Below are 22,793 nucleotides of genomic sequence, written 5' to 3' on the forward strand. Positions count from 1 at the left end.
GGCGGCGGCTAGCACGGCAACGGCCTGGCTCGCCGCCGGGTGCGTCCGCGTCGTGGACGGCCGGGGTCGGGGGCCGCCGAGCCCCTAGCGTGTTGATGAAATCATCAGTACTGCAATGCCCCAACCCCGGGTTGTTACACTCACCGCCATGCCGACCCCAGCACCGCCCCGGAACCGCTTCGAGCGACGTCGCGCCGAGACCCGTCAGGCGCTCGTCCGCGCGGCCCGGAAGATCCTCGCCGAGACCGGGGACACCAGCGCGAGCATCCAGATGATCGCCGAGCGCGCGGACGTCGGCTTCGGCTCCTTCTACAACCACTTCGAGTCGAAGACCGAGCTGTTCGACGCGGCGGTCGTGGACGCCCTGGAGGAGTTCGGCCAGGCGTTCGACGCCGCCCTCGCGGAGGTCGACGACCCGGCGGCGCTGGTCGCGGGCGGCTTCCGGCTCAGCGCGCGCATGGCCGCCTCCCACCCCGAGCTGATGCAGGTGCTGCGGCTGCGGGGCCTCGGCCACATCCACTCCGACACGGGCCTCGCCCCGCGCGCCCTGCGCGACCTGCGGGCCGGTGTCGACTCGGGCCGCTTCACCGTCACCGACCCCACGGTCGCCCTCTCCGCGCTCGGCGGCACCCTCCTCGCCCTGGTCGAACTCCGTTTCGCCCGCCCCGACCTCGACGGCGACGAGGCCGCCTCGAACCTCGCCGAGATGGTCCTGCGCATGCTGGGCCTCCCGGAGGAAGAGGCCCACACGATCGCCCACCACCCGCTACCGAGCCTCGACTGACCGGCCCCCGAACGCCTCCGGTCCAGGAGTCGCAGGGGGTGCGCCCGGCGATCGCGCGGGCCCGGCGCGGGAGTCGTACCGGGTCGGCCCGACGATCGCGCGGGGCAGAGAGGCCGTGGTACGGGCCGGCCCGGCGGTCGACGGGTCAGCGCGGGAGTCGGGCCTCCTCGGCGGCGGCCTGCCAGTCGCCGGTCTCCACGACCGCCGTCATCAGCTGCCGGGCGCGGGCCACATAGTGCGGTACGGCGATCCCGGCGGGGCCCGTGGCGGGGTGGCGGTGGCTGACGGCCAGGCCCTCATGGGTGCGCGTCACCCAGAAGCACACCTCGTCCGGATCGTCGCTGCGCCCGCGCAGGGCGACCGTGCGCCCGGCGCCCCACTCACGGGAGCCGGGGGTGAGCCGGAGATCCATGTACGACACCATGAACGGGTCCCGCAGCGGCTCACCGATCAACTCGGTGACCCGGGGGACCGGCACCCGCGCGACCTCCCGCAACTCCTCCAGGCCCGACCGGGCGGCGCGCACGGCGTCCTCGAACGCGTCGGTGTCCGGCAGCGCGAAGGCGACCGGCGCCATCCCGACGTACCAGCCGACGGAGGACCACCAGCCCTCCGCGCGTGTGTGGAAGGGGGCCGTCGTGCGGAACTCCCGTTCCCCGGTGGTCTCCTGACCGGCCTTCGACAGACAGGCGAGGACTCCGGCGAAGGTGTCTCCCCCGGCCGCGCGGCAGGCCCGTTCGAAGTGCCGGGCGGCGGAGGCGTCGAGAAGCGGGGTGTGACCGCTGGGCTGGGCACCGGGGCTGCCGCTGACATCGTTGACCGGTACCGGGAACTCCGGCAGGCGTCCGCCGCACTCGGCCAGGAAGGTCCGCCAGCGGACGACGGAGGCGTGGTCGGCGGTCAGCGCGTCGGCGGCGGCCCGTTCGGCCGTCGCGAAGTCGAGATAGCTCCGGACCGGAGCGAGCGCGGGGGCCGTGCCGGGCGCGGTGGCGTACAGCGTGCGGATCTCATGGGGGATCAGGAAGACGGAGTAGCCGTCCATCAGGGAGTGGTCGGCGGCGAGATGGACGGTCGTCGCCTCCGGGCGGGCGACCGTGGCGCAGACGAATCCCGGCCAGCCGAGGGGCCCGGCCTCGTGGTCGAACAGCTCCTCCAGGGTCCGCGCGAGCCGTGCCCCGTCGGTGAACTCGCCCATGCCCATGGGGCGGACCGTCACCACCCCGGTCGGCAGGGTCTCCCGGCGCAGTCGCGCCGGGGTCGAGCTCGGGCAGGAGATGAGCCGGCTGCGGAGATTCTCGTGGCGGTCCGTCCACTCGCGGAGGGCCACCGCGAAGGCGTCGGCGTCGAGATCGGCGGGCAGATCGAAGGCGATCCCCAGCCATGACGGCGGCGGCCGGTCACCGGCCGAGGCCAGCGCGTAAGCGAGGTGCGCCTCCTGGACATGCGAGGCGGGCCGGGGGTCGGCCCGCCAGGTGGCCGCAGGAGGGGTACCGACCCGCCAGACGGTCAGTCGCCCCGGAGACATCTCCAGCGACGGGATGTCGGTGAACTTCACGATGAGACCAGCCTTCTGTACGAGAACGGCAAGGGGTGGCTGCGGGAATCCGGGCAGAACGCCGGGCGCTCGGCTGATCACCGGTGGTCGCCGCCGGCCTCCGCCAACTGCGGTGTCCGTACCGTCCGCAGCGGGGACCGCAGAATCCACGCGGCGGCCAGGGCGCCCGAGGCCCCGGTCAGCAGCAGCGTGGTGCGGGTGCCGAACCAGGTGCCGGCGATACCGCCGAGGAAGGCGCCCAGCGGGGCGAGGCTCCAGACGACCGTGCGGATGCTGGCGTTGACCCGGCCGTGCAGTTCGGGCGGGGCCAGGGTGTAACGGATCGGCACCTGGTGGACGTTGAAGATCTGCTGCCCGGTCCACAGCACGAACTGCGACAGCCCGACCGCCGCGAACGCCTGCGCCCCGGACACCGCGAACACGGGAGCGATCACCGCCCCGACGGCGCTGACCACCAAGGAGACGACCAACACCCGTCCCAGACCGAGGACTTGGGCCACCGGACGGGCGAGCAGCGTACCGACGACACTGCCGATGGCGGCGACCCCCGAGACCAGCCCGATCTCACCGGCGGAGAACCCGAGATCGCGGGTGAGATACAGCAGGAAGACGGCGGAGTAGGCGTTGAAGCAGAACATCAGCGTGGCGGTGGCCAGGGTGACCGCGCGCAGCCGGGCCGTGTGCAGCACGAACCGGGCGCCCTCGGCCGCCTCCGCGACGACACTCCCGACGAGCCCGCCACGGGGTCGGGCAGCGGAGGCCCCTTCCGGCAGGGCGCGGACGGCCGACCGCGTCACCGCATACGGCAGCAGCGCCGTGGCCAGCAGGAACGACATCGTGTCCGCGAGAATCGCGGTCGGCGCGGAGAAGGTCGCGATCAGCCAGCCCGCCAGCGGCGGTCCGAGGCCCAGTGCGAGCGACTGGCCCAACTCCAGCCTGCTCTGCGCCTGTACGAGCCGGGTGCGCCCCACGACCGTCGGCACACAGGCCAGATAGGCCACATCGGCGAGCACGGTCGCCGCCCCCACCACGATGGCGACGGTGTAGAGCTGGGCCATGCCGACCCGCCAGGCCAGTGCCGTCACCGGGACCGTGGCCAGGGTCAGGGCCATGGTGAGGTTGGCGCCGATCAGCAGGGCCCGGTGCGACAGCCGGTCGACGAGGACCCCGGCGAGCGGGCCCAGCAGCAGATACGGGGCCCGTCCGCAGGCGAGCAGCACCCCCGTCTCGAAGGGGCCCGCGTCCAGCAGCTCGATCGCGGTGAGCGGGAGGGCGAGGAGGGTCACCTGGGAGCCGATGAGGGAGACCGTCTGTCCGGTCAGCAGCAGGTGGAACCCTCGGGGCAGCCGTCGGCTCACCGCCCGTTCCCCCACCTGTGCCGTCACCCGGCGCTCCCGAGCCCGTTCGTCGACAACGCGTAGCCCAGCCGCCGCAGTTCGCTCCCGGCGATCCGCTCGAACTCCTCGATCTCCCCGGCCGTGAGGTCCTTCAGATAGCGGCCGGTGCGCCCGCTGTGCACCGGTTTGCCCGCCGCCTCCGCCGCCGGGTGGAACCAGGGTTTGTCGAACAGGGCGTGCTCGTGCTCCGCGTGCCGCAGTACGGCCTCGTCCCAGGGCAGCCCCAGGTGGTACAGCATCCGCCCGGCGGTGTCCCGGGGGCGGGTGACCAGGTCCTCGTAGCGCACCTCCAGATAGCGGCCCTCGGGTGCCGTCCGCCGGGGCCGGGTGACGACGTCCAGCCAGCCGTGCGCGGCTTCGGCGACCGTGCGATAGCCCCAGTCGGGCACGGTTCTCAGGTGCGAGGCGGCCAGATCGCGGCCGTCGCGGACGATATGGATGAAGTGCGCCCTCGGCCAGATCTCGGCGTAGGTGGCGATGTCCTGAATCCTCCGCTGGAGTTTGAGCCCCCAGCGGGCGGCGCCCGCGCGTACGCACCGCAGTCGGCCGATGTCGTCGATGAGCCGGCAGCGGTCGGCGAGGGCGGACAGATCGGTGCCCCGGTCGGCGAGCCGAGCGGTCACCAGGGCGCGAAGGTCGTCGCGGGTGAGCCCGAAGCGCTCGCACTGCACCACGAAGTGCATACCGTCGTACCAGTCCGGGTGGATCGTCTCCTTGGTGCGGCCGGAGACCCGGGGATCGTCGCGGTCCATCAGCGCGCAGACGTCCAGGATGTGCGGCCCGAGGTCGATCGGCTCGGTGAAGTCGATCTCCGGTCCGACGACGAGATCGGGGTGCGAGTCCAGCACCACGCTGAGCAGTGTGGTGCCGGAGCGGTTCTCACCGCCGAGCAGCACGGGATCGGAGGCGAAGGGAGGGGTGGCGGACAGCGCCTCGGGAACGGGGCGGAGCGGGGACATGGTTCTCCTGGAAACGTGCGGTACGAAAAAAGGGGGAAGAAGGGGCTCGGGTCAGGGGCGCGGGTCCGCCGCGAACCACTCCGCCACGGAGCCGGGCGTGGCCACGAACCGCTCCTCGGCGAACTTGAACGCCGCCGCGAAGAGATCACCGCGCCGCCCGGGCCAGGCGACGGCGGCGGTCTGCTCGTCGGCCGCCGCGCGCCCGGACACCTCCTCGCACCCGGCGGTCTCCTCACGCCCGGCCAACTCGTCGCGGCCCGCCTTCCCGTGGCGAACCGCCTTCCCGCCGTGGCCCGCCTTCCCGTCGCGGCCCCCCATCTCCTCCTGGGCCGCCGTCAGCGCCGCGTCCGCCGTCGCCACGGCCGCCTCCACGTCCTCGTCCCGGGTGGCGGCCGACGGCATGAAACGGCCGCCGTACTGCATCAAGTACCCCCGGCTCCACATCTGCTGGAAGAAGGCGTGGCCCAGCCGGGAGTCCTCGAAGACCACGTCGAACATGGTGGGGTGGGAGAAGGCCCAGGCCGCCGTGGAGTGCCGCTCGAACACCGAGTTGAGCCCCTGGATCAGCCGCTCGCCCACCTCGTGCATCCGGTCCAGCGCGGTGCCGTCCCGCAGCGCGTCCAGGGTGGCGAGGGCGGCGGCGAACGGCGTGGACTCGCGCTGGTAGGTGTTGCCGAGATAGGTGTGCTCGACCGCGCCCATCACCTCGGCCCGCCCGGACACCGCCGACAGCGCCATACCGTTGGCGAGCCCCTTGCTCAGGGTGATGAGGTCGGGCGAGATACCGACGGCCGCGTGATAGCCGCCGGTGGCATACCGGAAACCGGTCATCACCTCGTCCACGATCAGCAGCGCGCCATGTCTGCGCACGGCCGTCTCCAGCGCACGCGCGTACGCGTCCGGGAAGAAGTTGACCTCCGGGGTGACGATCACGGCGGCGACCGGACCGTGCGCCACGGCCAACTCGTCCAGCAGGTCGAGGTCATAGCGGAAGTCGATGGTCTGGGCGTCCCTGCCGGGCAGCCCCATGGGCGCCCGGTCCTGCAGATGCCAGTCGTGCCAGCCGTGGTAGCCGCTGGTCAGCACGGTACGGGCCCCGGTGTGCACCCGCGCCAGCCGCACGGCGGCGGTGGTCGCGCAGGAACCGGTACGGAAGAACACGGAACGCTCCGCGACCGGGAACAACTCGGCGAGCCGCTCCGCGAGTTCGACCCGGCGCACGGACAGCGGGCCGGGCAGCACACCACCGTTGCGGAGCAGTTCCCCGAAGACCTGCTCCAGTACGGGCCCGTGTCCCACGCCCAGCGGGGCGGCTCCGCTGCACGAGGTGAAGTCCACGTACCGGGCACCGCCCGCGTCCCACACCTCGGCACCGGACGCGCGGTCCAGCACCAGCGGGAAACGACGGTCGAGGTCCCAGGTCTCCGAGGCGGTGAAGCGCCGCGCCCGATCGAGACAGTCGACGTGGGCGGCCGTGCCGGAGGCGGGCAGGCTGGTGGGCATGGGGGCTCCTGACAGGGGGAGGGAAGGGTGGGGCCGTACGGACGGGAAGCCCCGCGACGGCCTGCGGAACACTCTGGTGAAACGTTTCTTCAAAAGCGGCGCACACCAGGGATCAGCTCGGCGGCGATCCGCTGGGCGATGCGCAGGGCGTTGGCCTGGATGGTCAGGGTCGGGTTGACCCCGCCGGAGTAGGGGAAGTAGCCGCCGTCCACGACATACACATTGTCGAGGTCGTGCACCCGGCCCCAGGGGTCGACGACGGAGTGGGCGGGATCGGTACCGGCCCGGCAGCCGCCGTGCAGATGCCGGCTGCCCCACTGGTAGTCGGAGTCCTCGTACACGATGTCGTCGACGCCGGCCTTGGCCAGCAGTTCCGAGGCCCGCCGGGAGAGATAGCCGAGGCGGCGTTTGTCGAGGGGGTGCGTGGCGTACTCCAGGACGATCCGGGGCAGGTTGTGCGGCCCGGACGCCCGGGCGAGCCGCACCCGGTTGTCCCGCATGGGCTGGTCGGCGGCCAGGAAGTGGACCCGCAGCGGGATACGGCCGTCGCGGACGCCCCGGTCGGGGCCGCTCGCCTCGTAGAGGAGGCCGCCGAGTCCGGACGGGGCGTCGGGGTCGAGGTAGTGGTCGCTGAAGGCCACGGTGGAGAAGGGGCCGCCATGGGGGCCGCCCTGGGGCCCGCCATGGGCGACGCCCGTGGTGACCGCCGGGGGCGCGGGGGTGTCGCCGGCGGTGGGCGGGTCGTCGGCCGTCGCGGTGCCGGAGACATAGCCGCTGACCTTGAAGGACAGCCCCCGGCCCACCATTCCCGCGCTGTTGCCGAGGCCGTCGGGGGCGCCCGGCTGGGCCGAGCGGAGCAGCAGCGCGGCGGACTGGACGGCGTTGGCGCCGAGGACGACACAGCGGGCGCGGGTCGTGCGCCGGGTGCGGGTGTTCAGGTCCAGCCACTCGACCGTGTCGGCGCGGTGCCGGTCGCGGAGCACGAGCCGTACGGCCTTCGCTCCGTGCACCACACTCAGGGCGCCGGCCTCCGGGGGCGGGTCGAACAGCAGGGAGACGGCGTCGGCGCGGGCGCCGGTGGGGCAGACGTACTCGTTGCAGGGGCCGCATCCGACGCAGGCCGGGCGTCCGGCGTAGGGGACCGAGTTGATGGCGAGGGGGGTCGGGAACGGTGTCAGTCCGACACGGCGCCCTGCGTCGGCGATCAACTGCCCCTGCCGACTGGGGGGATGGGCGGGCATGACGGCCGGGCGGCCGGGCGGTTCGAGGGGGTCGGCCCCGGTGGTTCTGGCCACGCCGAAGTCGCGTTCGACGCGGTCGTAGTACGGGCGCAGGTCGTCGTAGCCGATGGGCCAGGCGGGGTCGAGCGCGTCGGGGGCCACATGGGCGCGGGCGTCGAAGTCCACCTGTCGTAATCGGAAGGAGATCCCGGCGTACAGGGTCATACCGCCGCCGACGCCGGAGGCGCTCCATGGGCGTCCGACCGGACTGAGCGAGCCGCTGGGGGTGGGCACGAGCGCGCTTTCCCACGCGCTCTCCACACTCGACAGCGATTCACCCGCCGTTAACTCCCGCCCTTCTTCCAGAACGAGAACACTCAATCCATGGGACGCCAATTCCCGCGCCGCGATGGAGCCGCTCGCGCCGCTGCCAACGACACAAACGTCGAAACTTTCGACTCTCATATCTCCGCCATCGAATGAATACGACCGGAGGCTTTTCTCGGCCACCCCCGATCCCGGCGGGTCAAGTTACATAAGGGATTGGTCAACCTTCAAGTAGCCATCGGCAGCCTTCGGGCAAACCGGATGGTTGAAGCGTCAATATCGGCCAGAGGCAGGTCAGACGAGTGCGGAGAGTCCGGAACGATCACTTCCATGGGTCGGACGGGCAGCCGAGGCGCATCTGTGCAGGCAGTGATCATTCACTGTGACCCCGCTGTATGTGAATGGCGTCGGATACCCCTCCCGGCCATGGATCACATATCAGCCATCCACCTTCCCGCCCAGGACACCCATGATTTTTTGAGAATCCCCCGTGGCATGCTGAGGAAAATGCCGGGCCCGCCACGGGAATGCACACCGTGCGGCAGGGCCGCATTCCTTCGTGCCGCAAGGCGGCACACCGAGTGGATCGGGAACCTCCATCATGAGAATGATTCCGTTGGCCGAGTACGCCCCCGAGCCGGGTGAACTCGTCGAGTTCCGGGTGCCGGACGGGGTGCTCGGGGCCGCCACCGCCGCGGCCCCCGAGCATCCGGCGCCTCCCGGTCATCTCCAGGAGACCCATCTACGGCAGCGACTGACCCGCCCCGGCGAGCCCCAGGACACCTGGCTGGGCCTCTCCTTCGACCTGCCCGGCCCCCTGGACACGGCCGCCATGGCGAGGGCGCTGACGACCTGGCTGCGCCGACACCCCACCCTGCTCACCTGGTTCACATCCGACGGAGAGCGGATTCACCGTCACGCCCTGCCTCCGGAGGAGGTCGCGTTCGACGCCCTGCCCCTCGGCACACACGACTCCGGCCAGGAGATACGGGACCGCTTGCGCGACCGCTTCGCCCGGGGCACCGATCCGACCGGGTGGCCGCCGCTCGTCGTCTGCGCGATACGCCGGGGGGCCACGTCCACGATCGTCCTGGCCGTCGACCACGCCCACACCGACGGGCTCTCCATGCTCTACACCTTCGGCGAGTTGCGCGCCTGCTACACCGCCGCGCTCACCGGGACCACCGCCCGCTTCCCAGAGACCGGTTCCTACGTCGACTTCTGCCGGCTCGAACGCGAGCGCTCCGCCCTGCTCGACGCGTCCTCACCCGAGGTCACCGGCTGGCGCGACTTCCTCGCCCCGGCCCCCTTCCCGACCGCCTTCGACCTGGGCATCGCACCGCGTACGCCCCTGCCGGCGGCGGCCGTGACGGTGGATCTCCTCGACGCCGCCGAGGCGACGGCGTTCGCCCACGCCTGCACCACGCACGGCGCGGACTTCGCCACCGGGGTCCTCGCCGCGTTCGCCGTCTGCGGCCGTGCCCTCGGCGGACCCGACACCTACCGTGCCCTCACCCTCGTCCACACCCGCGACGAACGGCGCTGGCGCTACGCCCACGGCTGGTTCGTCAACACGGTGCCCGTCGAATTCCCCGCGCGGGGGCGGACGTTCGCCGAGGTCCTCACCGCCGCGCGGACCGGGCTGGAGCGGGCCCGGCGGCTGAGCGCCCTGACCCCGGCCCGGCTGCTGGAGCTGCGCCCCGAACTGGGCCCCGCGCTGGCCGACACCGCCGACGCCCTGCCGCTGGTCTCCTATCTGGACTGCCGGCCCGTGCGGGGATCGGCCGACTGGGCGGAGCACGACGTCAACTCCCTGGTCGCCATGGGCCGTACCGCTGTCCCCCGCCTCTGGGTCAACCGGCTGCGCGACCGGACCTACCTGAGGATCGCCCACCCCGACACCGACGTGGCCCGCAAGAGCGTCCTGACCTTCGCCGCCCTCGTCCACGACCTCCTCCACGAGGCCGCCCGCACCGACGGCACCTGTGCCACACCAGGCCGATCCGGCTAACCGCGGCCCCAGATCTCCCGGTACGCCTCCCGGTAGCCCGACGGGTCCCAGGTGGTGGCGCCCTCACTGTTGTCGGCGGTGCTGATGTGGACGGGGGCGACATAACCGCTGGCGGGGCGGTCGGAGAAGGCGCGGTTGAACTCGTCGACGATCTGCCAGCCCTGGAGCGACAACGGCTCGGGCACGGTGGCGGCCTGGTACTGACGGCTGTTGACGCGCTGGAACGCGGAGGGGTCGCCGTCGCCCGCGCCGATGTTGTACGGCGGCCCGCCGCCCTCCTCCCCGGCCGCACGGAAGGCGGGCGCGGCATCGGCGAAGTACAGGTCGTTGATGGCGACCGAGTGCGTCCATCGGTCGCCGAACCGGGAGAGCAGCGAGGAGATCTCCCTCGGTGTACGACTGCTCGCGTCCGGGATCGGGATGTTCTCGTACGACAGCAGCCGTACCCCCGGGCAGGTGGCCAGTTCCTTCCTGATCAGGTCGGACTTGTGCTTGGCGAAGGGGATGGAGGCGTCGGTGATGAGGACGACGCCGGCGCGGCCGCCCGAGTCGGCGATGATCCACCGCGCGCTGATCGCGGCCACGTCCTCGACGCGGGTGGTGACGTTGGTGAAGAGCCGGGGCCGCTCGCTGGGGCCGGGGGCCGCGACCGCGTGCCAGCCGATGAGCGGGATGCCCTCGTCCTCGGCGCGGGCGACCTGCCGTGAGGTGGAGTTGGGGTCGAAGCCGCCGATGACGATGCCCGCGGGCCGCAGGGCCACGGCCTCGCTCATCGCGGACTGGATTCCGGCGGGGGTGCCTCCGCCGTCGATGACGCGGACGGTCCAGCCGATGACCCGCGCGGCCTCCCGTACGCCGTTCGCGGTGCCCGCGACTCCGGGGTTGGTCATGGTCTGGGCGACATAGACGAGGGTCCTGCGGGAGACGGCCTCGGGGCCGCTGGTCGGTCCGTCCCAGTCGGCGTCGGTCTCCTCGGCCCGGGTGACGGCTTCCTGGGCGCGGGCCTGGACCGAGGGGCAGCCGCTCGGGCCGGTGGGTGATGCCTCCGGGTCGTCCGACGAGCCGCGCTCACAGCCGATGAGGGCGCAGGTGGCCGTCACCAGCAGGGCGCAGAGCCGGCGTGCGCGGGCACCGGAGGCGGATGGGCGGTTGCCATGGACCGGGGCAGCCCTGTGCTCGGGGGCGGGTGCGCGGTTGCCGTGCGAGGCCGCTCGTCTCATGTCGCTCCTCGTCTCATGTCGCTCCTCTCATGGAGTGGTGCCCGTCGTGCCGCCGCGCTGTCTGCGGCGGGCGGCATAGCCGGCGAGGCCGACGGCGACGAGCAGGGTGCCGCCGTGGAACAGCGGGACCGTCCAGAAGTCGGCGCCCCACTGGCCGAGCCCGGTGAGTCCGACAGCGAGGACGGCGACGGCGACGACCGTGCCGAGGGCGTTGGGACGGCCCGGTCTGATCGCGGTGGAGCCGAGGAGGGCACCGACGAAGGCGGGCAGCAGATAGTCGAGCCCGACGCTCGGGTTGCCGATCTGCTGCTGGGCGGCGAGCAGCACCCCGGCGAAGCCGACGATCAGCCCGGACGCGGCGAAGGCGTACACGGTGTACGTGCGGACCGGGATGCCGAGGAGGTCGGCCGCGCGGGGGTTGGAGCCGACGACGTACAGATAGCGGCCGAGCGGCAGCCGTTCCAGTACGACCCAGAGGATCGCGGCGAGGGCGAGGACGTAGAAGGCGGGGACCGGGAGGCCGAGGAAGGTGGAGTCGTAGAGGTCGGTGAACGCGGGCGGCAGGCCCTGGGGTCCGGGGACGATCCGGCCGCCGTCGGTGATCCAGCCGGTGACGGCGTAGAGCATGCTGCCGGTGCCGAGGGTGGCGATGAAGGAGTCGATCCGGCCGAACTCGACGATCACACCGTTGAGGACGCCCACGACCGTGCCGCCGGCGATCACCGCGAGACAGGCGAGCGGCCACGGCCAGCCTGCGGTGACGATCAGGTACATCACCATGACGTGCGCGAGGCCGAGGGCGTAGCCGATCGAGAGGTCGAAGGCGCCGGTGACGATGGGGACCATGGCGGCGAGCGCGAGGACCGCCGGGATCGACTGGTTGGACAGGATCGAGTCGACGGTGTTCAGCGTCGGGAAGGTGTCCGGCAGGGCGAGGGAGAAGATCAGCCAGAGCAGGGCGGTGAGGGCGAGCAGACCGTAGGAGCCGATGAGGTGCCCGCCCGGACGGCGCGGCCGGTCGGAGCCGAGGGGGTCCCTGTCCGGTCGGCCCGGGCCCTCGGTGCCGGGGAGGTGCCGGCCCGGACGGCCCCGCCCGTCGGTGCGGCGGGGGCGCCATCGGGACGGGGAGCGGGAGGGCCGGGGGGCGTTCATGGGCGGGTCCCGGTCGTGGGCGCGCTCATGGGTTCGTCCCCGTCTCGGGCGGGGGTACGGCGGAGGCGGCGCGGGTGAGCGCGGCGACGGTGAGGTCCGCGCCGCTCAGCTCGGTCGTCACGGTGCCTCGGACGAACACCAAGGTGCGGTGGCAGACCCCCGTGACCTCCTCGAAGTCGGTCGAGACGAGGAGAACGGCGAGGCCGCCGGCCAGCGCCTCGTCGAGCAGCCGGTGGACGGCGGCCTTGGCTCCGACGTCGACGCTGGCGGTCGGCTCCTCCAGGATCAGCAGCCGCAGCCCCTGCCGGAGCCACCGGCCGATCATCACCTTCTGCTGGTTGCCCCCGGAGAGGGTGGCGATGGGGGCCTCGGTGTCGCGGGGGCGTACCGAGAACCGTTCGATCAGGCCGGCCGCCCGGGCGCGTTCGCGGCGCGGGCTGATCCAGTGCCGCCTGGGCGGGCCGCCCCGGCCGAACCGTTGTCGCTCGGCTCGGTCGCCCGCCCGGGGGTCGGCCAGGAAGTTCTCCCGGACGGTCAGTTCGGCGAGGCAGCCCTCGCGCTGCCGGTCGCCGGGGACGAAGCCGACGCCGAGGTGGACGGCGTCGGCGACCGAGTGGGGGCGGTATGGTCGGCCGTCCAGCAGGGCCCGACCGTCGTACAGGGGCTTGGCACCGGCGAGGGCCCGGCCCAGCTCCATGTGCCCGGCGCCGGAGAGCCCCACGAGCCCCAGGGCCTCCCCGGAGCGCAGCTCCAGGCTCACCGGTCCCGCACCGGCGGTCCCTACGTCGTCGAGGGTGAGGACGGGTGGTCCGGTGGCCGGGGCCTGGGCGGGGCGGTGGACGAGCGGTTCGTCGCCGACGATGTCACGCACCAGGTGGACGGGGTTGTGTCCGGCGAGCGGGCCATGGCTGACGAGGCGGCCGTCGCGCAGTACGGCGAAGGTGTCGGCGACCTCGTACACCTCGTCGAGGCGGTGGCTGACGTAGAGGATCGCGTGGCCCCGGTCGCGCAGGGTGTGCAGGACGCGGAAGAGACGGGCGCAGTCGGCGGCGGGCAGGCGTGCGGTCGGCTCGTCGAGGACGATGAGCTTCGCGCGTGCGGCCAGGGCCCTGGCGATGGCGACGAGGGAGCGCTCGGCGGGGGCGAGGCGGGCGATCGGCGCGTCGGGGTCGAGGTGGGCGGCGACGGTCTCCAGGGCCTCGGCGCAGCGTTCGCGGTTGCGGCGCCAGGAGATCAGTCCGGCCCGGCGTGGATATCCGGTGCCCAGGGCCATGTTCTCGGCGACGGTCATCCACTCGACGAGGCCGAGGTCCTGGTGGATGAAGGACATGGCGTGGGAGGCGGCGTGACTGCCGAGGGGGTGGCCGTCCACCGTGACGTGCCCGGCGTCGGCGTGGTGGACACCGGCGAGCACCTTGATGAGCGTGGACTTCCCGGCGCCGTTGGGTCCGAGGAGGGCGAGGACGCTGCCCGCGTGGACGTCGAGGTCGACCCCGGCCAGTGCGCGGGTCCCGCCGAACCGCTTGGCGAGCCCGCGAACGCGGACCAGGGGTTCCGCCCCGCCGGGCGGCACCGCCTTCGCGGACGGGTCGGAAGCGTCATGCACGAAAACGGATACTAACTGACAGATCGCTACATCTTGGATAGAACGCTCACTCGCCGTCGAGCCCGCACTCGGCCCAGATGACCTTGCCCTCGGGGAGGTAGCGCGTGCCCCAGCTCTGGGCGAGTTGGGCGACGAGGAACAGTCCGCGGCCGCCCTCGTCGGTACTGGCGGCCCGGCGCAGATGCGGGGCGGTGTTGCTGGCGTCGGAGACCTCGCAGACCAGGGTGCGGTGGTGCAGCAGCCGTACCCGGATCGGCCCGGCGCCGTGGCGGATCGCGTTGGTGATCAGCTCGCTGAGGATCAGTTCGGCGGAGAACGCGGCCTCGTCCAGCCCCCAGTCGGTGAGCTGCCGCAGGGCCGAGGCGCGGACGCCGCCGACGAGGGACGGGTCCGGGGGCAGCTCCCAGGTGGCGACGCGGTCGGGGTCCAGGGCGTGGGTGCGGGCGACGAGCAGGGCGATGTCGTCGCACGGGTGGGCGGGGGCGACGGTGTCGAGGATCGCCTGACAGGTGTCCTCGGGGGTGCGCTCGGGGTGGTGGACGAGGGCGCGGCGCAGTTGGTCGAGGACCATGTCGACGTCACGGTGCCGGTCCTCGATGAGCCCGTCGGTGTAGAGCACCAGCTGGCTGTTCGCGGGGACGTCGATCTCGACGGCGTCGAACGGCAGCCCGCCGAGGCCCAGCGGGGGTCCGGCCGGCAGATCGGGGTAGGTGACGGTGCCGTCGGGGCGGACCAGAGCGGGCGGGGGATGCCCGGCGCGGGCCATCACGGACTTCTGCGAGGCCGGGTCGTAGATCACGTAGAGGCAGGTCGCGCCGATGATGCCGGAGCCCTCGTGGCCGGGGTCCTCCCGGTCGAGGCGGGCCACGAGGTTGTCGAGGTGGGTGAGCACCTCGTCCGGCGGGAAGTCGAGTTCGGCGAAGCTGCGGGCGGCGGTGCGCAGCCGGCCCATGGTGGCGGCGGAGAGCATCCCGTGGCCGACGACATCGCCGACCAGCAGGCCGATACGGGCGCCGGAGAGCGGGATGACGTCGTACCAGTCGCCGCCCACGTCGGACTCGGCGGGCAGATAGCGGTGGGCGACCTCGACGGCCTCCTGGTCGGGCAGCCCGTGCGGCAGCAGCCGCCGCTGGAGGGCCAGGACCATCGTGCGCTCGTGGGTGTAGCGGCGGGCGTTGTCGATGCAGAGGGCGGCGCGGGCGGCCAGTTCCTGGGCCAGCTGACGGTCGTCGTCACCGAAGGGGGCCGGGTCCTGGGCGCGGTAGAAGCTGGCGATGCCGAGGACGACACCCCGGGCGACCAGGGGGACCACGATCAGCGAGTGGACATGGGCCAGGAGGTGTTCGGTGTGCTCGGGGTCCTGGGCGAGCCAGCCGGCGGCGGCCTTGAGGTCCGGTTCCAGTACGGCCTGTCCGCCGGTCAGACAGCGCCGCTGGGGTGCGGTCGGCCCGAAGTCGATCCGCTTCCCGGCCGGCGTGAACGGCAGATCGTCGCGGATGCCGTGGACCACGGTACGGCGCAGGTCGTCGACGGGGTCGGCGGCCTCCTCGCCGCGGAGCACGGCCTCGGGTATGTCGACGGTGACGTAGTCGGCGAGCCTCGGGACGGCCGTCTCGGCGAGTTCCTCGGCGGTGCGGCGTACCTCCAGGGTGGTGCCGATACGGGTGCTGGCCTCGGAGAGCAGTTCCAGTCGACGGCGCGCCGCCAGGGCGTACGCCCCCACGTGGGGCTCCCCCAGCATCACGAGACCGCCGCTCCTGCGTCGGGCGGCGTCGATGGGGGTGACGTTCCCGTCCGGCACGGCATGAACCGGCGCCGCGCCCCCGTCCCGTACGGCCTCGGAAGCGGCGACGGCCTCGTCTCGCGTGTTCTGGGCGGGCGTGGCGTCCAGCGGGTGCGCGGGGCCGGTGAGCGGGGTGACGGGCCGGTGCCCGGCGAGCGGGGTGAGGGGCCGGCGCGCGGCACGGGAGGCGGCGGGGAGGGCGAACGGCTCGACGGGGGGCGGCTGGGCGGAGGCGCCCCGCAGTTCCACGGAGGTGGGCGGCGACTGCTCGTGCCCCCGGCGCGAGAGTGCGAGCCCCTTCCCCTCTCGGGTCGGGCTGGTCAGCTCCTCTGCTGTCGGGCCGGTCAGCGTCTCTCCTCGCGGTCCGGTCAGCGCCTCGGCGGGCGCGGCTCCTGGAAGGACCGCCTCCACGGCGACGCCCGCCACACCGGTGGCGCTCTCCACGGGACGGCTCAGCAGTGTGACGTGCCGCCCGTCGGACAGCCGCACGTCGACGGCGGCGCGCTGGGCGGCGGAGATGAGTTCGGCGGCCTTCTCCTGGAGGAGTGCGCGGTCGCCGGGGCGCAGCTGGGGGGCGATGTCGTCCACGGCGATCGTGTGGTGGGGTTCTGCGGCTTCGGCGCCGGTGGCCAGATAGGCGCGCAGCAGGGCGCGCTCGCGTGCCGAACTCTGGCCGAGCAGTCGGCGCTCCATGGCCTGGGCGGCTCTGCGGATCACGGTGGCGAGCGCCGGGTTCTCGGCGCTGCGCGGATAGCCGAAGCAGAGGACACCTTCTATCCGTCCGCTGAGCGGATCGCGGACGGGCAGGGCGACACAGGCGCTCGCCTGGGAGCGCTCCGCGAAGTGCTCGGCGCCATAGACCCGGATCTGTTGCCGCTCCGCCAGGGCCAGGCCGATGCCGTTGGTCCCGGCGACCCGCTCCGCGAATACGAACCCCGGGACCCGTTGGATCGCCGGGAGGCTTCTGGCCAGCGCCGGCTCGCCGAAGCGGCGCAGCAGGACGGTGCCGTTCGCGTCGGCGACGGAGATGTTGATCTGGCTGCCGGAGAAGCGGGACTGCAGCCGGTCCAGCACCGGCACGGCAGCGCGGACGATACGGCCGTCCGGTTCGAAGGAGTCGGTGAACGGCAGGTCGGACTGGTCGGGTGACAGACCCAGCGCCCGGGAACGCTGCCAGGAGTCCAGGATCGACGCGCGCACGCCCCCCTCGACCGGCTCCCCCTGCAGAAACCGTTCACGGATAAGGACGGGCCCTGTGCCGCGTGTCGCCAGACCCGTCGGTATCGGTTCCCTGCCGGACCGAACCACGCTCCACCTCACCTGCCCCTAATCATCCGCTTTGAGGAAAAGCTGACATTGCCGAGGATACGGGCATTGATGTCATGAGTCACTGTTCGAACATCAAGTAACGGATGGTGACGTCAGGGGTCAGAAGTCACAGCGGGCACACCCCGGCACTCGCGACGGCAGCCCGGACGACAGCTCACTCGGGCGGTCACAGGACCGCGACCGGATTGACCGGTGATCCCGTGCCGCCCGGCACGTTCAGAGGTGCCACGACCAGCAGGAACGCATAGCGGCCGGCCTCCGCGGTCGCGGCGGAGAGGGCCTCCAGATCGAGGTTGTCCAGCAGCGGAACCCCCATCGCGGTGATCGCCAGGGCATGGACCGGCGAGTGCACCCCGTCCACGGGAGAGGGCCGTACATCGCTGTCGCCGTCGCTCCCGAGCAGCGCGATCCCCCGCTCGGCCAGCAGCGGTACGGCGTCCACGTGGAAGCCCGCGCTCGCGTTGTCGGGGTCCCAGGCGCCCAGTTCCTCGCGCCGGCGGACGTGTCCGGTGCGCAGCAGCACCGCGTCGCCCTCGCCGATCGCCACCCCGAGCCGCCTCTCGGCCGCGCCGACGTCCTCGGCGTGCACCGCCCGGCCCGGCTCCAGCCAGGGGACGCCGAGGACCTCGGGGAGGTCGAGGAGCACCCCCGTCGTGACGAGGGGTCCGAGCGCCGACACCGCGCCGAAGCGGGCACCCGCCGCGTCCACGACCTCGGCCGCCGCCCGGCCGTCGAAGAGCTGCCCCCGGTAGGCGATATGGCTCAGCGCGTCGAGATGGGTGACGCCCTTGCCGTGGTAGTCGACCGCGAGGAAGTCCTTGTGGGTGGAGGGTTCCGGGGGCTCCACGTCACCGAGGTCGGTCATGTGGTGCAGGGCGGGCTTGCGGTTGCCGGGCCCGGGCCGGGTGTTCCACGGCAACGCCGTCGACACGACCGTCCCCGACCGCACCCTGCCCATCGCCCGGACCACGCGCTCCGGGGTCACGCGGTTCCAGGCCCCACGATCGGCCGACTCCCACCGGCCCCAGGCAGACAACGACTCGAACAGCTCATCGAACGCGGGACGGGAGACAGGGGGTCCGTTGGCGGTGCCGGCGCCTGGGCCTGGGCCGCTGCCTGGGCCTGGGCCCAGGCTGGTGCCGGTCGGCGCCGGATTCGTGTGCTCTGCCACTCCCCCATCGTCGGCGCCGGACAGCGGGTACGCGAGCCACCGGGCAGCACCCCGGTGATCGGGCCCGAACGGCCTCCCTCTACTCGTTGAGCAGATGCCAGGCGGTCAGGGCGAGCCTCGCTCGGAGCAGCCCCGTGGGCTCGGTGAGCTCGATGTCCAAGCACGTACCGATCAGTTCGAGTCGGCGGGCGACGCTGCTGTGGTGGAGGTGGAGGAGATCGGCGGCACGGCGGACGGAGCCGGTGTCGCAGTAGGCGTCCAGGGTCTCCAGGTGTTCGGGGGTGGCGGCCATACGGTCGATCGCTGCGACGTCGGCGTTGGCACGGGCGGTGTCACCCGGCACCTCGGCGAGCAGGGCGAGGGCGCCGAGCCGTTCGTGGTGGACGACCGGTCGTCGCCCGGTGGTGAAGCGGAGCGCGGTACGGGCCTGCTGCCAGGAGGTGGCGGGGTCGGTGGCGGCGCCGATGCCCGCGCGTACGTCGGCCGGGAAACGGGACGCGTCCACGGTGGTGGCCAGGACGACACCGACGTCGCCGAGTCGCGCGGCCTTCACCGGGCGGGCCGGACAGATGAGACAGCCGAGCCGGTCGAGCCGGTCGAGCCGGTCCAGTGCCGCCCCGGTCCGGACGGCGACGGCTCGTACCGGCAGATCGGCGGCGAAACCGAGGAGTCGTAACGCGCGTGCCCGGCCCGCCTCGTCGCTGTCGGAGCCGATGGCCAGTTCGATGAGGGCGGGGTCGGCCATGGTGGTGCGGGCGGGACCGTAGCGTTCGAGGACGGCAGCGGCGGCCAGGGCGAGCCGGTCGAGGAGCAGCGGGTCGAGTGTGGCGGGGGTGTCGGCGCGCTCCAGCCAGACCGTGCCGGTCTCCTCCTCGTCCAGGGTGATCGGTGCCGTGCTGGACGGTGCCGGTGGCGGGCCGGATGCCTCCGTGCCGTCGGGCGAGAAACGGATCGTCCGCCCCGAGCCGTGCACCCGGATGCCGGCCACGCACCCGGCGAGGCCCGCCGAGGCCCTGGTGAGCGCCGGAAGGTCCACCCGTCGGCGCATGAGGGTGTCGTAGAACATGACGACGCGTACGGCGCCCTCCGCCTGGGAGTCCAGGTGCGACAGCCGCTGGGCCAGTGCCTCCATGCCAGGAGGATAAGCCCGCCGCTGTCGGGGCGGCCCGCGCCGACTGGTGCGCGCGAACGCCGAATTCCCCGACGGATGGCGGATGTCGTGGCGGTGTCGGGGCATGAGGATGGCCGGCATGAATCCCGAACTCGAAGCGTTCCTCCCGCTGTTCCCCAGGACCGACCTGGTCGACCCCGTAGCCGACCGGAAGAAGTTCACCGAACTGGCCGCCGCGGTGCCGCCGCCGGACACCACCGGCATCGACGTCGAGGACCGCATGGTGCCCGCCGATCCGGAGGTGCCGGTGCGGATCTACCGCCCGGACCGGGCGCAGGGTGCCGTCATCTGGCTGCACGGCGGCGGGTTCGTCATGGGCGACCTCGACACCGAACACCCGTGGGCCACACGGATCGCGGCCCTCTCGGGCGCGACGGTGATCTCGGTGGGCTACCGGCTGTCCCCCGAACACCGTTTCCCGGCCGCCCTGGACGACGCCTACGCCGTACTGACCTGGGTGGCGGAGAACGCGGCCGAACTCGGTGTCGACGCCGAGCGGATCGCGGTCGGCGGTCACAGCGCCGGGGGCGGGCTCGCGGCGGGGCTGGCGTTGCGCGCACGCGACGAGCGGGGGCCGTCGATCTGCTTCCAACTCCTCAACCAGCCCGGCCTGGACGACCGCGCGGAAACCTGGTCGAGGCGGAACTTCACCGACACGCCCTGGATGAACAGCGCCAAGGTCGAGGCGGCCTGGGGGCACTACCTCGGCTCCGCGCCCGCCACACCGTACGCGGCCCCCGCCCGCGCCGACGACCTGTCCGGGCTGCCGGCCACCTATATCGCCACCGCCGAACTCTGCCCCAACCGCGACGAGGACATCACCTACGCGCTGCGGCTGCTCCAAGCCGGTGTTCCGGTGGAACTCCATCAGTGGGCGGGCACGTTCCACGGCTCACAGGCCGTCATCACCGCCGAGATCTCCCAGCGGCAGAACGCCGAACTCGGCACAGTGCTGCGCCGCGCGCTGACCGCGTGAAGGACTGTTTCACCGGCTCGGCGTCCGCGTCCGTCGCTCGGTGACGGCCGACCGGTTCGCGGGAGCCGGTCTCGCCCCTACGGTCTCGCCGGGGGCGGCCGCTTCAGCCGAGGAAGCTCAGCCGTACCTGGCGGTCGGGGTTGTCCTTGTTGGTGTCCACGAGGCAGACCGACTGCCAAGTGCCCAGGCGCAGAGTGCCGTCGACGACCGGGAGCGTCGCGTGGGGTGGGACGAAGGCGGGGAGGACGTGGTCGCGGCCGTGGCCGGGGGTGCCGTGGCGGTGCTGCCAGCGGTCGTCGGCGGGCAGGAGCGTACGGAGCGCGGCGAGGAGGTCGTCGTCGCTGCCGGCGCCCGTTTCGATGATCGCGATTCCGGCGGTGGCATGCGGGACGAACACATTGAGCAGACCGTCCCGGCCCCCGGCGACCTCGCGGAGGAACTCCACACAGTCGGGGGTGAGGTCGACGACCCGCTCACGGGAGCCGGAGGCGACATGGAGGACGCGGGTGGTGAAGGCATCGGACATACGCCCATCCTCGCGCACCCTCGGGCGCGCACGACGGAAGCCGGCGGTCTCCTCGTGAGACAGCCCTCCCGGTGATACGGCGCGTCCACTCCGCGAGACGCCATTGACCGTGCGCGGACCAGCTGGCTAGTTTCGGCGGCATGTTGCGTTCAGCCATGCTCACTTCGCGCGGTCACATCGACCTGCTGCGAGTGGCCTCCGCCGCGTGTCGTCGCGGCCACTGACGCCTTCTCCTCCCTCTCCCCGCTTTCCCCCGCACCTGAGTTCCGCCTGCCTGTACGCCCGTGCATGGGCGCGGCAGCCCTGAGGTGACCACCGGGGCCGCGTGGCATACCCACGTCCTCACCGGCCGCACCCTCTCCGGCCGCTCTCCTCCCCTGGAGCACCGATGAGCATCAGCCATGCCCCACCCGACCCATCGGCGACCGATATTTCGGATACGTCACCGAATGCGACCGAGGGCGGTGACGCTCACCGCCCGTCCCCCGGCTCCGACACCCTCGGCCTCCAGCCCATCGTGCCCGCGTCGGCCCGCCGCAGCCGGGTGCCCCGCTGGCTGCGCCGTACCACCGGGCCCGTCCTGCTGCTCATCCTGTGGCAACTGCTCAGCAGCACAGGGGTGTTGACCTCCGACGTTCTCGCCTCACCCGGCCGTATCGCCCAGGTGGCGGGCGATCTGATCGCCGACGGCTCACTGCCGTCGGCGATGGGAACGTCCCTGCGACGCGTCGCCGCCGGACTGGCGCTCGGCACCGTCGTCGGCACCGGACTCGCCCTTCTCTCGGGCCTGTTCCGCATCGGCGAGGACCTGGTGGACGCGCCCGTGCAGATGCTGCGGACCGTGCCCTTCGTCGGGCTCATCCCGCTGTTCATCATCTGGTTCGGCATCGGCGAGGCACCCAAGATCGCCATCATCACGCTCGGTGTGACGTTCCCGCTCTACCTCAATGTCTACGCCGGTATCCGCGGCGTGGACGCCCAGTTGATCGAGGCCGGGGAGTCCCTGGGCCTCTCGCGCCGGGGGCTCGTACGGCATGTCGTGCTGCCCGGCGCGCTCCCGGGCGCCCTGACCGGTCTGCGCTACTCGCTCGGCATCGCCTGGCTCGCGCTCGTCTTCGCCGAGCAGATCAACGCCGACTCCGGCATCGGGTTCCTGATGGTGCAGGCGAGGGACTTCCTGCGGACCGACGTGATCGTGGTCTGCCTGATCGTCTACGCCTTCCTCGGCCTGTTCGCCGACTTCATCGTCCGCTCCCTCGAAAGGCTGCTGCTGCAATGGCGACCGACGTTCACGGGCCGGTGAGCCCCGAGACCGCGCAGACCAACGGGCCGGTGGCCGCCGGGACCGGGCGGCCGCACCGGCCGGTGAGCCCCAAGGCCGCGCAGGCCGTGCACGTCGAGGGCCTCACCCGTTCCTTCGACGGCCGCGCGGTCATCGACGACCTCCGACTCGACGTCCGTCCGGGCGAGTTCGTCGCTTTGCTGGGCCGCAGCGGCTGCGGCAAGTCCACGCTGCTGCGCATCCTCGCCGGGCTCGACCGTGACATCGAGGGCACCGTGCTGGTACCGCGCCGCAAGGCCGTCGCGTTCCAGGCACCGCGGCTGATGCCCTGGAAGAGGGTCTGGCGCAATGTGCTGCTCGGTCTGCCGGGCAAACCCGACCGCGCCCTCGCCGAACAGGCGCTCACCGAAGTGGGCCTGGACCATCGCGCCGGAGCCTGGCCCAAGACGCTTTCCGGTGGTGAGGCACAACGCGCCTCGCTGGCCCGGGCGTTGGTCCGCGAGCCCGATCTGCTGCTCCTCGACGAGCCGTTCGGCGCCCTCGACGCGCTCACCCGGATCAAGGCCCAGCGCCTGGTGGGCGAGTTGTGGCAGCGGCGCGGCTGCGCGGTACTGCTCGTCACGCACGACGTCGAGGAGGCGGTACTGCTCGCCGACCGCGTCCTCGTCATGGACGGCGGGGTCATCGCGTACGAGACCGAGGTCGACCTGGACCGCCCCCGCGACATCGCCGACCCCCGCTTCGCCGAACTGCGCGGCCGTCTCCTCGAACACCTGGGCGTCGACACGGCCACCGAGGCCGCCTGACCCATCAGCAACACC

18 protein-coding genes and 1 pseudogene are annotated in these 22,793 nt (G+C 72.5%); 6 read left to right on the forward strand and 13 right to left on the reverse strand.

Annotated elements, in window-relative coordinates; genetic code table 11:
• Positions 1 to 148 precede the first annotated feature (148 nt).
• Positions 149 to 784: a TetR/AcrR family transcriptional regulator gene (locus ACWD4G_RS39220; RefSeq protein WP_451302344.1), complete on the forward strand. Its 636-nt coding sequence runs from the start codon at positions 149 to 151 to the stop codon at positions 782 to 784.
• Positions 785 to 929: 145 nt separating this feature from the next.
• Here the strand turns inward: ACWD4G_RS39220 and ACWD4G_RS39225 are convergent, their stop codons facing one another.
• The 6 genes and pseudogenes from ACWD4G_RS39225 to ACWD4G_RS39250 all read right to left on the reverse strand — a co-directional run.
• Complete coding sequence (locus ACWD4G_RS39225; RefSeq protein WP_451302346.1) at positions 930 to 2,339, reverse strand: condensation domain-containing protein; 1,410 nt, start codon at positions 2,337 to 2,339, stop codon at positions 930 to 932.
• A gap of 77 nt (positions 2,340 to 2,416) precedes the next feature.
• Complete coding sequence (locus ACWD4G_RS39230; protein ID WP_451302348.1) at positions 2,417 to 3,724, reverse strand: MFS transporter; 1,308 nt, start codon at positions 3,722 to 3,724, stop codon at positions 2,417 to 2,419.
• On the reverse strand, positions 3,721 to 4,695 hold the full coding sequence (locus ACWD4G_RS39235) for a sulfotransferase family protein (protein ID WP_451302350.1): 975 nt from the start codon (positions 4,693 to 4,695) through the stop codon (positions 3,721 to 3,723). Before ACWD4G_RS39235 ends, ACWD4G_RS39230 begins: the two co-directional genes overlap by 4 nt.
• Before the next feature lie 51 nt (positions 4,696 to 4,746).
• Entirely contained in the window at positions 4,747 to 6,198 is a 1,452-nt protein-coding gene (locus tag ACWD4G_RS39240; protein ID WP_451302352.1) for an aminotransferase class III-fold pyridoxal phosphate-dependent enzyme, read from the reverse strand.
• An 89-nt stretch (positions 6,199 to 6,287) separates the two neighbouring features.
• On the reverse strand, positions 6,288 to 7,712 hold the full coding sequence (locus ACWD4G_RS39245) for a GMC oxidoreductase (protein ID WP_451302449.1): 1,425 nt from the start codon (positions 7,710 to 7,712) through the stop codon (positions 6,288 to 6,290).
• Positions 7,713 to 7,760: 48 nt separating this feature from the next.
• Positions 7,761 to 7,883: pseudogene (locus tag ACWD4G_RS39250) on the reverse strand (FAD-dependent oxidoreductase); the annotation flags it as partial.
• A gap of 463 nt (positions 7,884 to 8,346) precedes the next feature.
• On the opposite strand from ACWD4G_RS39250, the gene ACWD4G_RS39255 reads away from it, so the two are divergent.
• Complete coding sequence (locus ACWD4G_RS39255; RefSeq protein ID WP_451302354.1) at positions 8,347 to 9,756, forward strand: condensation domain-containing protein; 1,410 nt, start codon at positions 8,347 to 8,349, stop codon at positions 9,754 to 9,756.
• Here ACWD4G_RS39255 and ACWD4G_RS39260 read toward each other — a convergent pair.
• The 6 genes from ACWD4G_RS39260 to ACWD4G_RS39285 form a co-directional block, all read right to left on the reverse strand.
• Entirely contained in the window at positions 9,753 to 10,976 is a 1,224-nt protein-coding gene (locus tag ACWD4G_RS39260; RefSeq protein WP_451302356.1) for a substrate-binding domain-containing protein, read from the reverse strand. The genes ACWD4G_RS39255 and ACWD4G_RS39260 overlap by 4 nt on opposite strands.
• 27 nt (positions 10,977 to 11,003) lie before the next feature.
• Entirely contained in the window at positions 11,004 to 12,128 is a 1,125-nt protein-coding gene (locus ACWD4G_RS39265) for an ABC transporter permease (RefSeq protein WP_451302358.1), read from the reverse strand.
• A 25-nt stretch (positions 12,129 to 12,153) separates the two neighbouring features.
• Positions 12,154 to 13,734, reverse strand: a complete 1,581-nt coding sequence (locus ACWD4G_RS39270; RefSeq protein ID WP_451302360.1) for a sugar ABC transporter ATP-binding protein — start codon at positions 13,732 to 13,734, stop codon at positions 12,154 to 12,156.
• A gap of 46 nt (positions 13,735 to 13,780) precedes the next feature.
• The gene (locus tag ACWD4G_RS39275; protein ID WP_451302362.1) at positions 13,781 to 16,825 is read right to left on the reverse strand and encodes a SpoIIE family protein phosphatase; all 3,045 of its coding nucleotides are present in this window, start codon (positions 16,823 to 16,825) and stop codon (positions 13,781 to 13,783) included.
• Positions 16,826 to 17,012: 187 nt separating this feature from the next.
• Positions 17,013 to 18,017: a cyclase family protein gene (locus ACWD4G_RS39280; RefSeq protein ID WP_451302364.1), complete on the reverse strand. Its 1,005-nt coding sequence runs from the start codon at positions 18,015 to 18,017 to the stop codon at positions 17,013 to 17,015.
• 79 nt (positions 18,018 to 18,096) lie between these two features.
• A complete protein-coding gene (locus ACWD4G_RS39285) occupies positions 18,097 to 19,149 on the reverse strand; it encodes a PucR family transcriptional regulator (RefSeq protein WP_451302366.1) in 1,053 nt (350 codons plus the stop codon).
• Positions 19,150 to 19,267: 118 nt separating this feature from the next.
• On the opposite strand from ACWD4G_RS39285, the gene ACWD4G_RS39290 reads away from it, so the two are divergent.
• Complete coding sequence (locus ACWD4G_RS39290) at positions 19,268 to 20,164, forward strand: alpha/beta hydrolase (RefSeq protein WP_451302369.1); 897 nt, start codon at positions 19,268 to 19,270, stop codon at positions 20,162 to 20,164.
• 103 nt (positions 20,165 to 20,267) lie between these two features.
• Here the strand turns inward: ACWD4G_RS39290 and ACWD4G_RS39295 are convergent, their stop codons facing one another.
• Positions 20,268 to 20,690, reverse strand: a complete 423-nt coding sequence (locus ACWD4G_RS39295) for a YjbQ family protein (RefSeq protein WP_451302371.1) — start codon at positions 20,688 to 20,690, stop codon at positions 20,268 to 20,270.
• 155 nt (positions 20,691 to 20,845) lie between these two features.
• Here ACWD4G_RS39295 and ACWD4G_RS39300 point away from each other — a divergent pair, with 155 nt between their 5' ends.
• The 3 genes from ACWD4G_RS39300 (at position 20,846) to ACWD4G_RS39310 (ending at position 22,778) form a co-directional block, all read left to right on the forward strand.
• Positions 20,846 to 20,914, forward strand: coding sequence for a putative leader peptide (locus ACWD4G_RS39300; RefSeq protein ID WP_451302451.1), 69 nt, complete (start codon positions 20,846 to 20,848; stop codon positions 20,912 to 20,914).
• Positions 20,915 to 21,078: 164 nt separating this feature from the next.
• Positions 21,079 to 21,993, forward strand: coding sequence for an ABC transporter permease (locus ACWD4G_RS39305; protein ID WP_451302373.1), 915 nt, complete (start codon positions 21,079 to 21,081; stop codon positions 21,991 to 21,993).
• Positions 21,966 to 22,778 (forward strand): ABC transporter ATP-binding protein, encoded by an 813-nt coding sequence (locus tag ACWD4G_RS39310; protein ID WP_451302375.1) that lies wholly within the window; start codon positions 21,966 to 21,968, stop codon positions 22,776 to 22,778. The genes ACWD4G_RS39305 and ACWD4G_RS39310 overlap by 28 nt, the downstream gene beginning before the upstream one ends.
• Positions 22,779 to 22,793: the final 15 nt, after the last annotated feature.

The organism is Streptomyces sp. NPDC002643 (genome assembly GCF_053592555.1).

Bases quoted from the DNA above. Each gene is read 5' to 3' on its own strand.
- ACWD4G_RS39220 (WP_451302344.1), top strand. From the start codon at position 149: ATGCCGACCCCAGCACCGCCCCGGAACCGCTTCGAGCGACGTCGCGCC.
- ACWD4G_RS39235 (WP_451302350.1), bottom strand. From the start codon at position 4,695: ATGTCCCCGCTCCGCCCCGTTCCCGAGGCGCTGTCCGCCACCCCTCCC.
- ACWD4G_RS39240 (WP_451302352.1), bottom strand. From the start codon at position 6,198: ATGCCCACCAGCCTGCCCGCCTCCGGCACGGCCGCCCACGTCGACTGT.
- ACWD4G_RS39255 (WP_451302354.1), top strand. From the start codon at position 8,347: ATGAGAATGATTCCGTTGGCCGAGTACGCCCCCGAGCCGGGTGAACTC.
- ACWD4G_RS39260 (WP_451302356.1), bottom strand. From the start codon at position 10,976: ATGAGACGAGCGGCCTCGCACGGCAACCGCGCACCCGCCCCCGAGCAC.
- ACWD4G_RS39265 (WP_451302358.1), bottom strand. From the start codon at position 12,128: ATGAACGCCCCCCGGCCCTCCCGCTCCCCGTCCCGATGGCGCCCCCGC.
- ACWD4G_RS39285 (WP_451302366.1), bottom strand. From the start codon at position 19,149: ATGGAGGCACTGGCCCAGCGGCTGTCGCACCTGGACTCCCAGGCGGAG.
- ACWD4G_RS39290 (WP_451302369.1), top strand. From the start codon at position 19,268: ATGAATCCCGAACTCGAAGCGTTCCTCCCGCTGTTCCCCAGGACCGAC.
- ACWD4G_RS39295 (WP_451302371.1), bottom strand. From the start codon at position 20,690: ATGTCCGATGCCTTCACCACCCGCGTCCTCCATGTCGCCTCCGGCTCC.
- ACWD4G_RS39305 (WP_451302373.1), top strand. From the start codon at position 21,079: ATGAGCATCAGCCATGCCCCACCCGACCCATCGGCGACCGATATTTCG.
- ACWD4G_RS39310 (WP_451302375.1), top strand. From the start codon at position 21,966: ATGGCGACCGACGTTCACGGGCCGGTGAGCCCCGAGACCGCGCAGACC.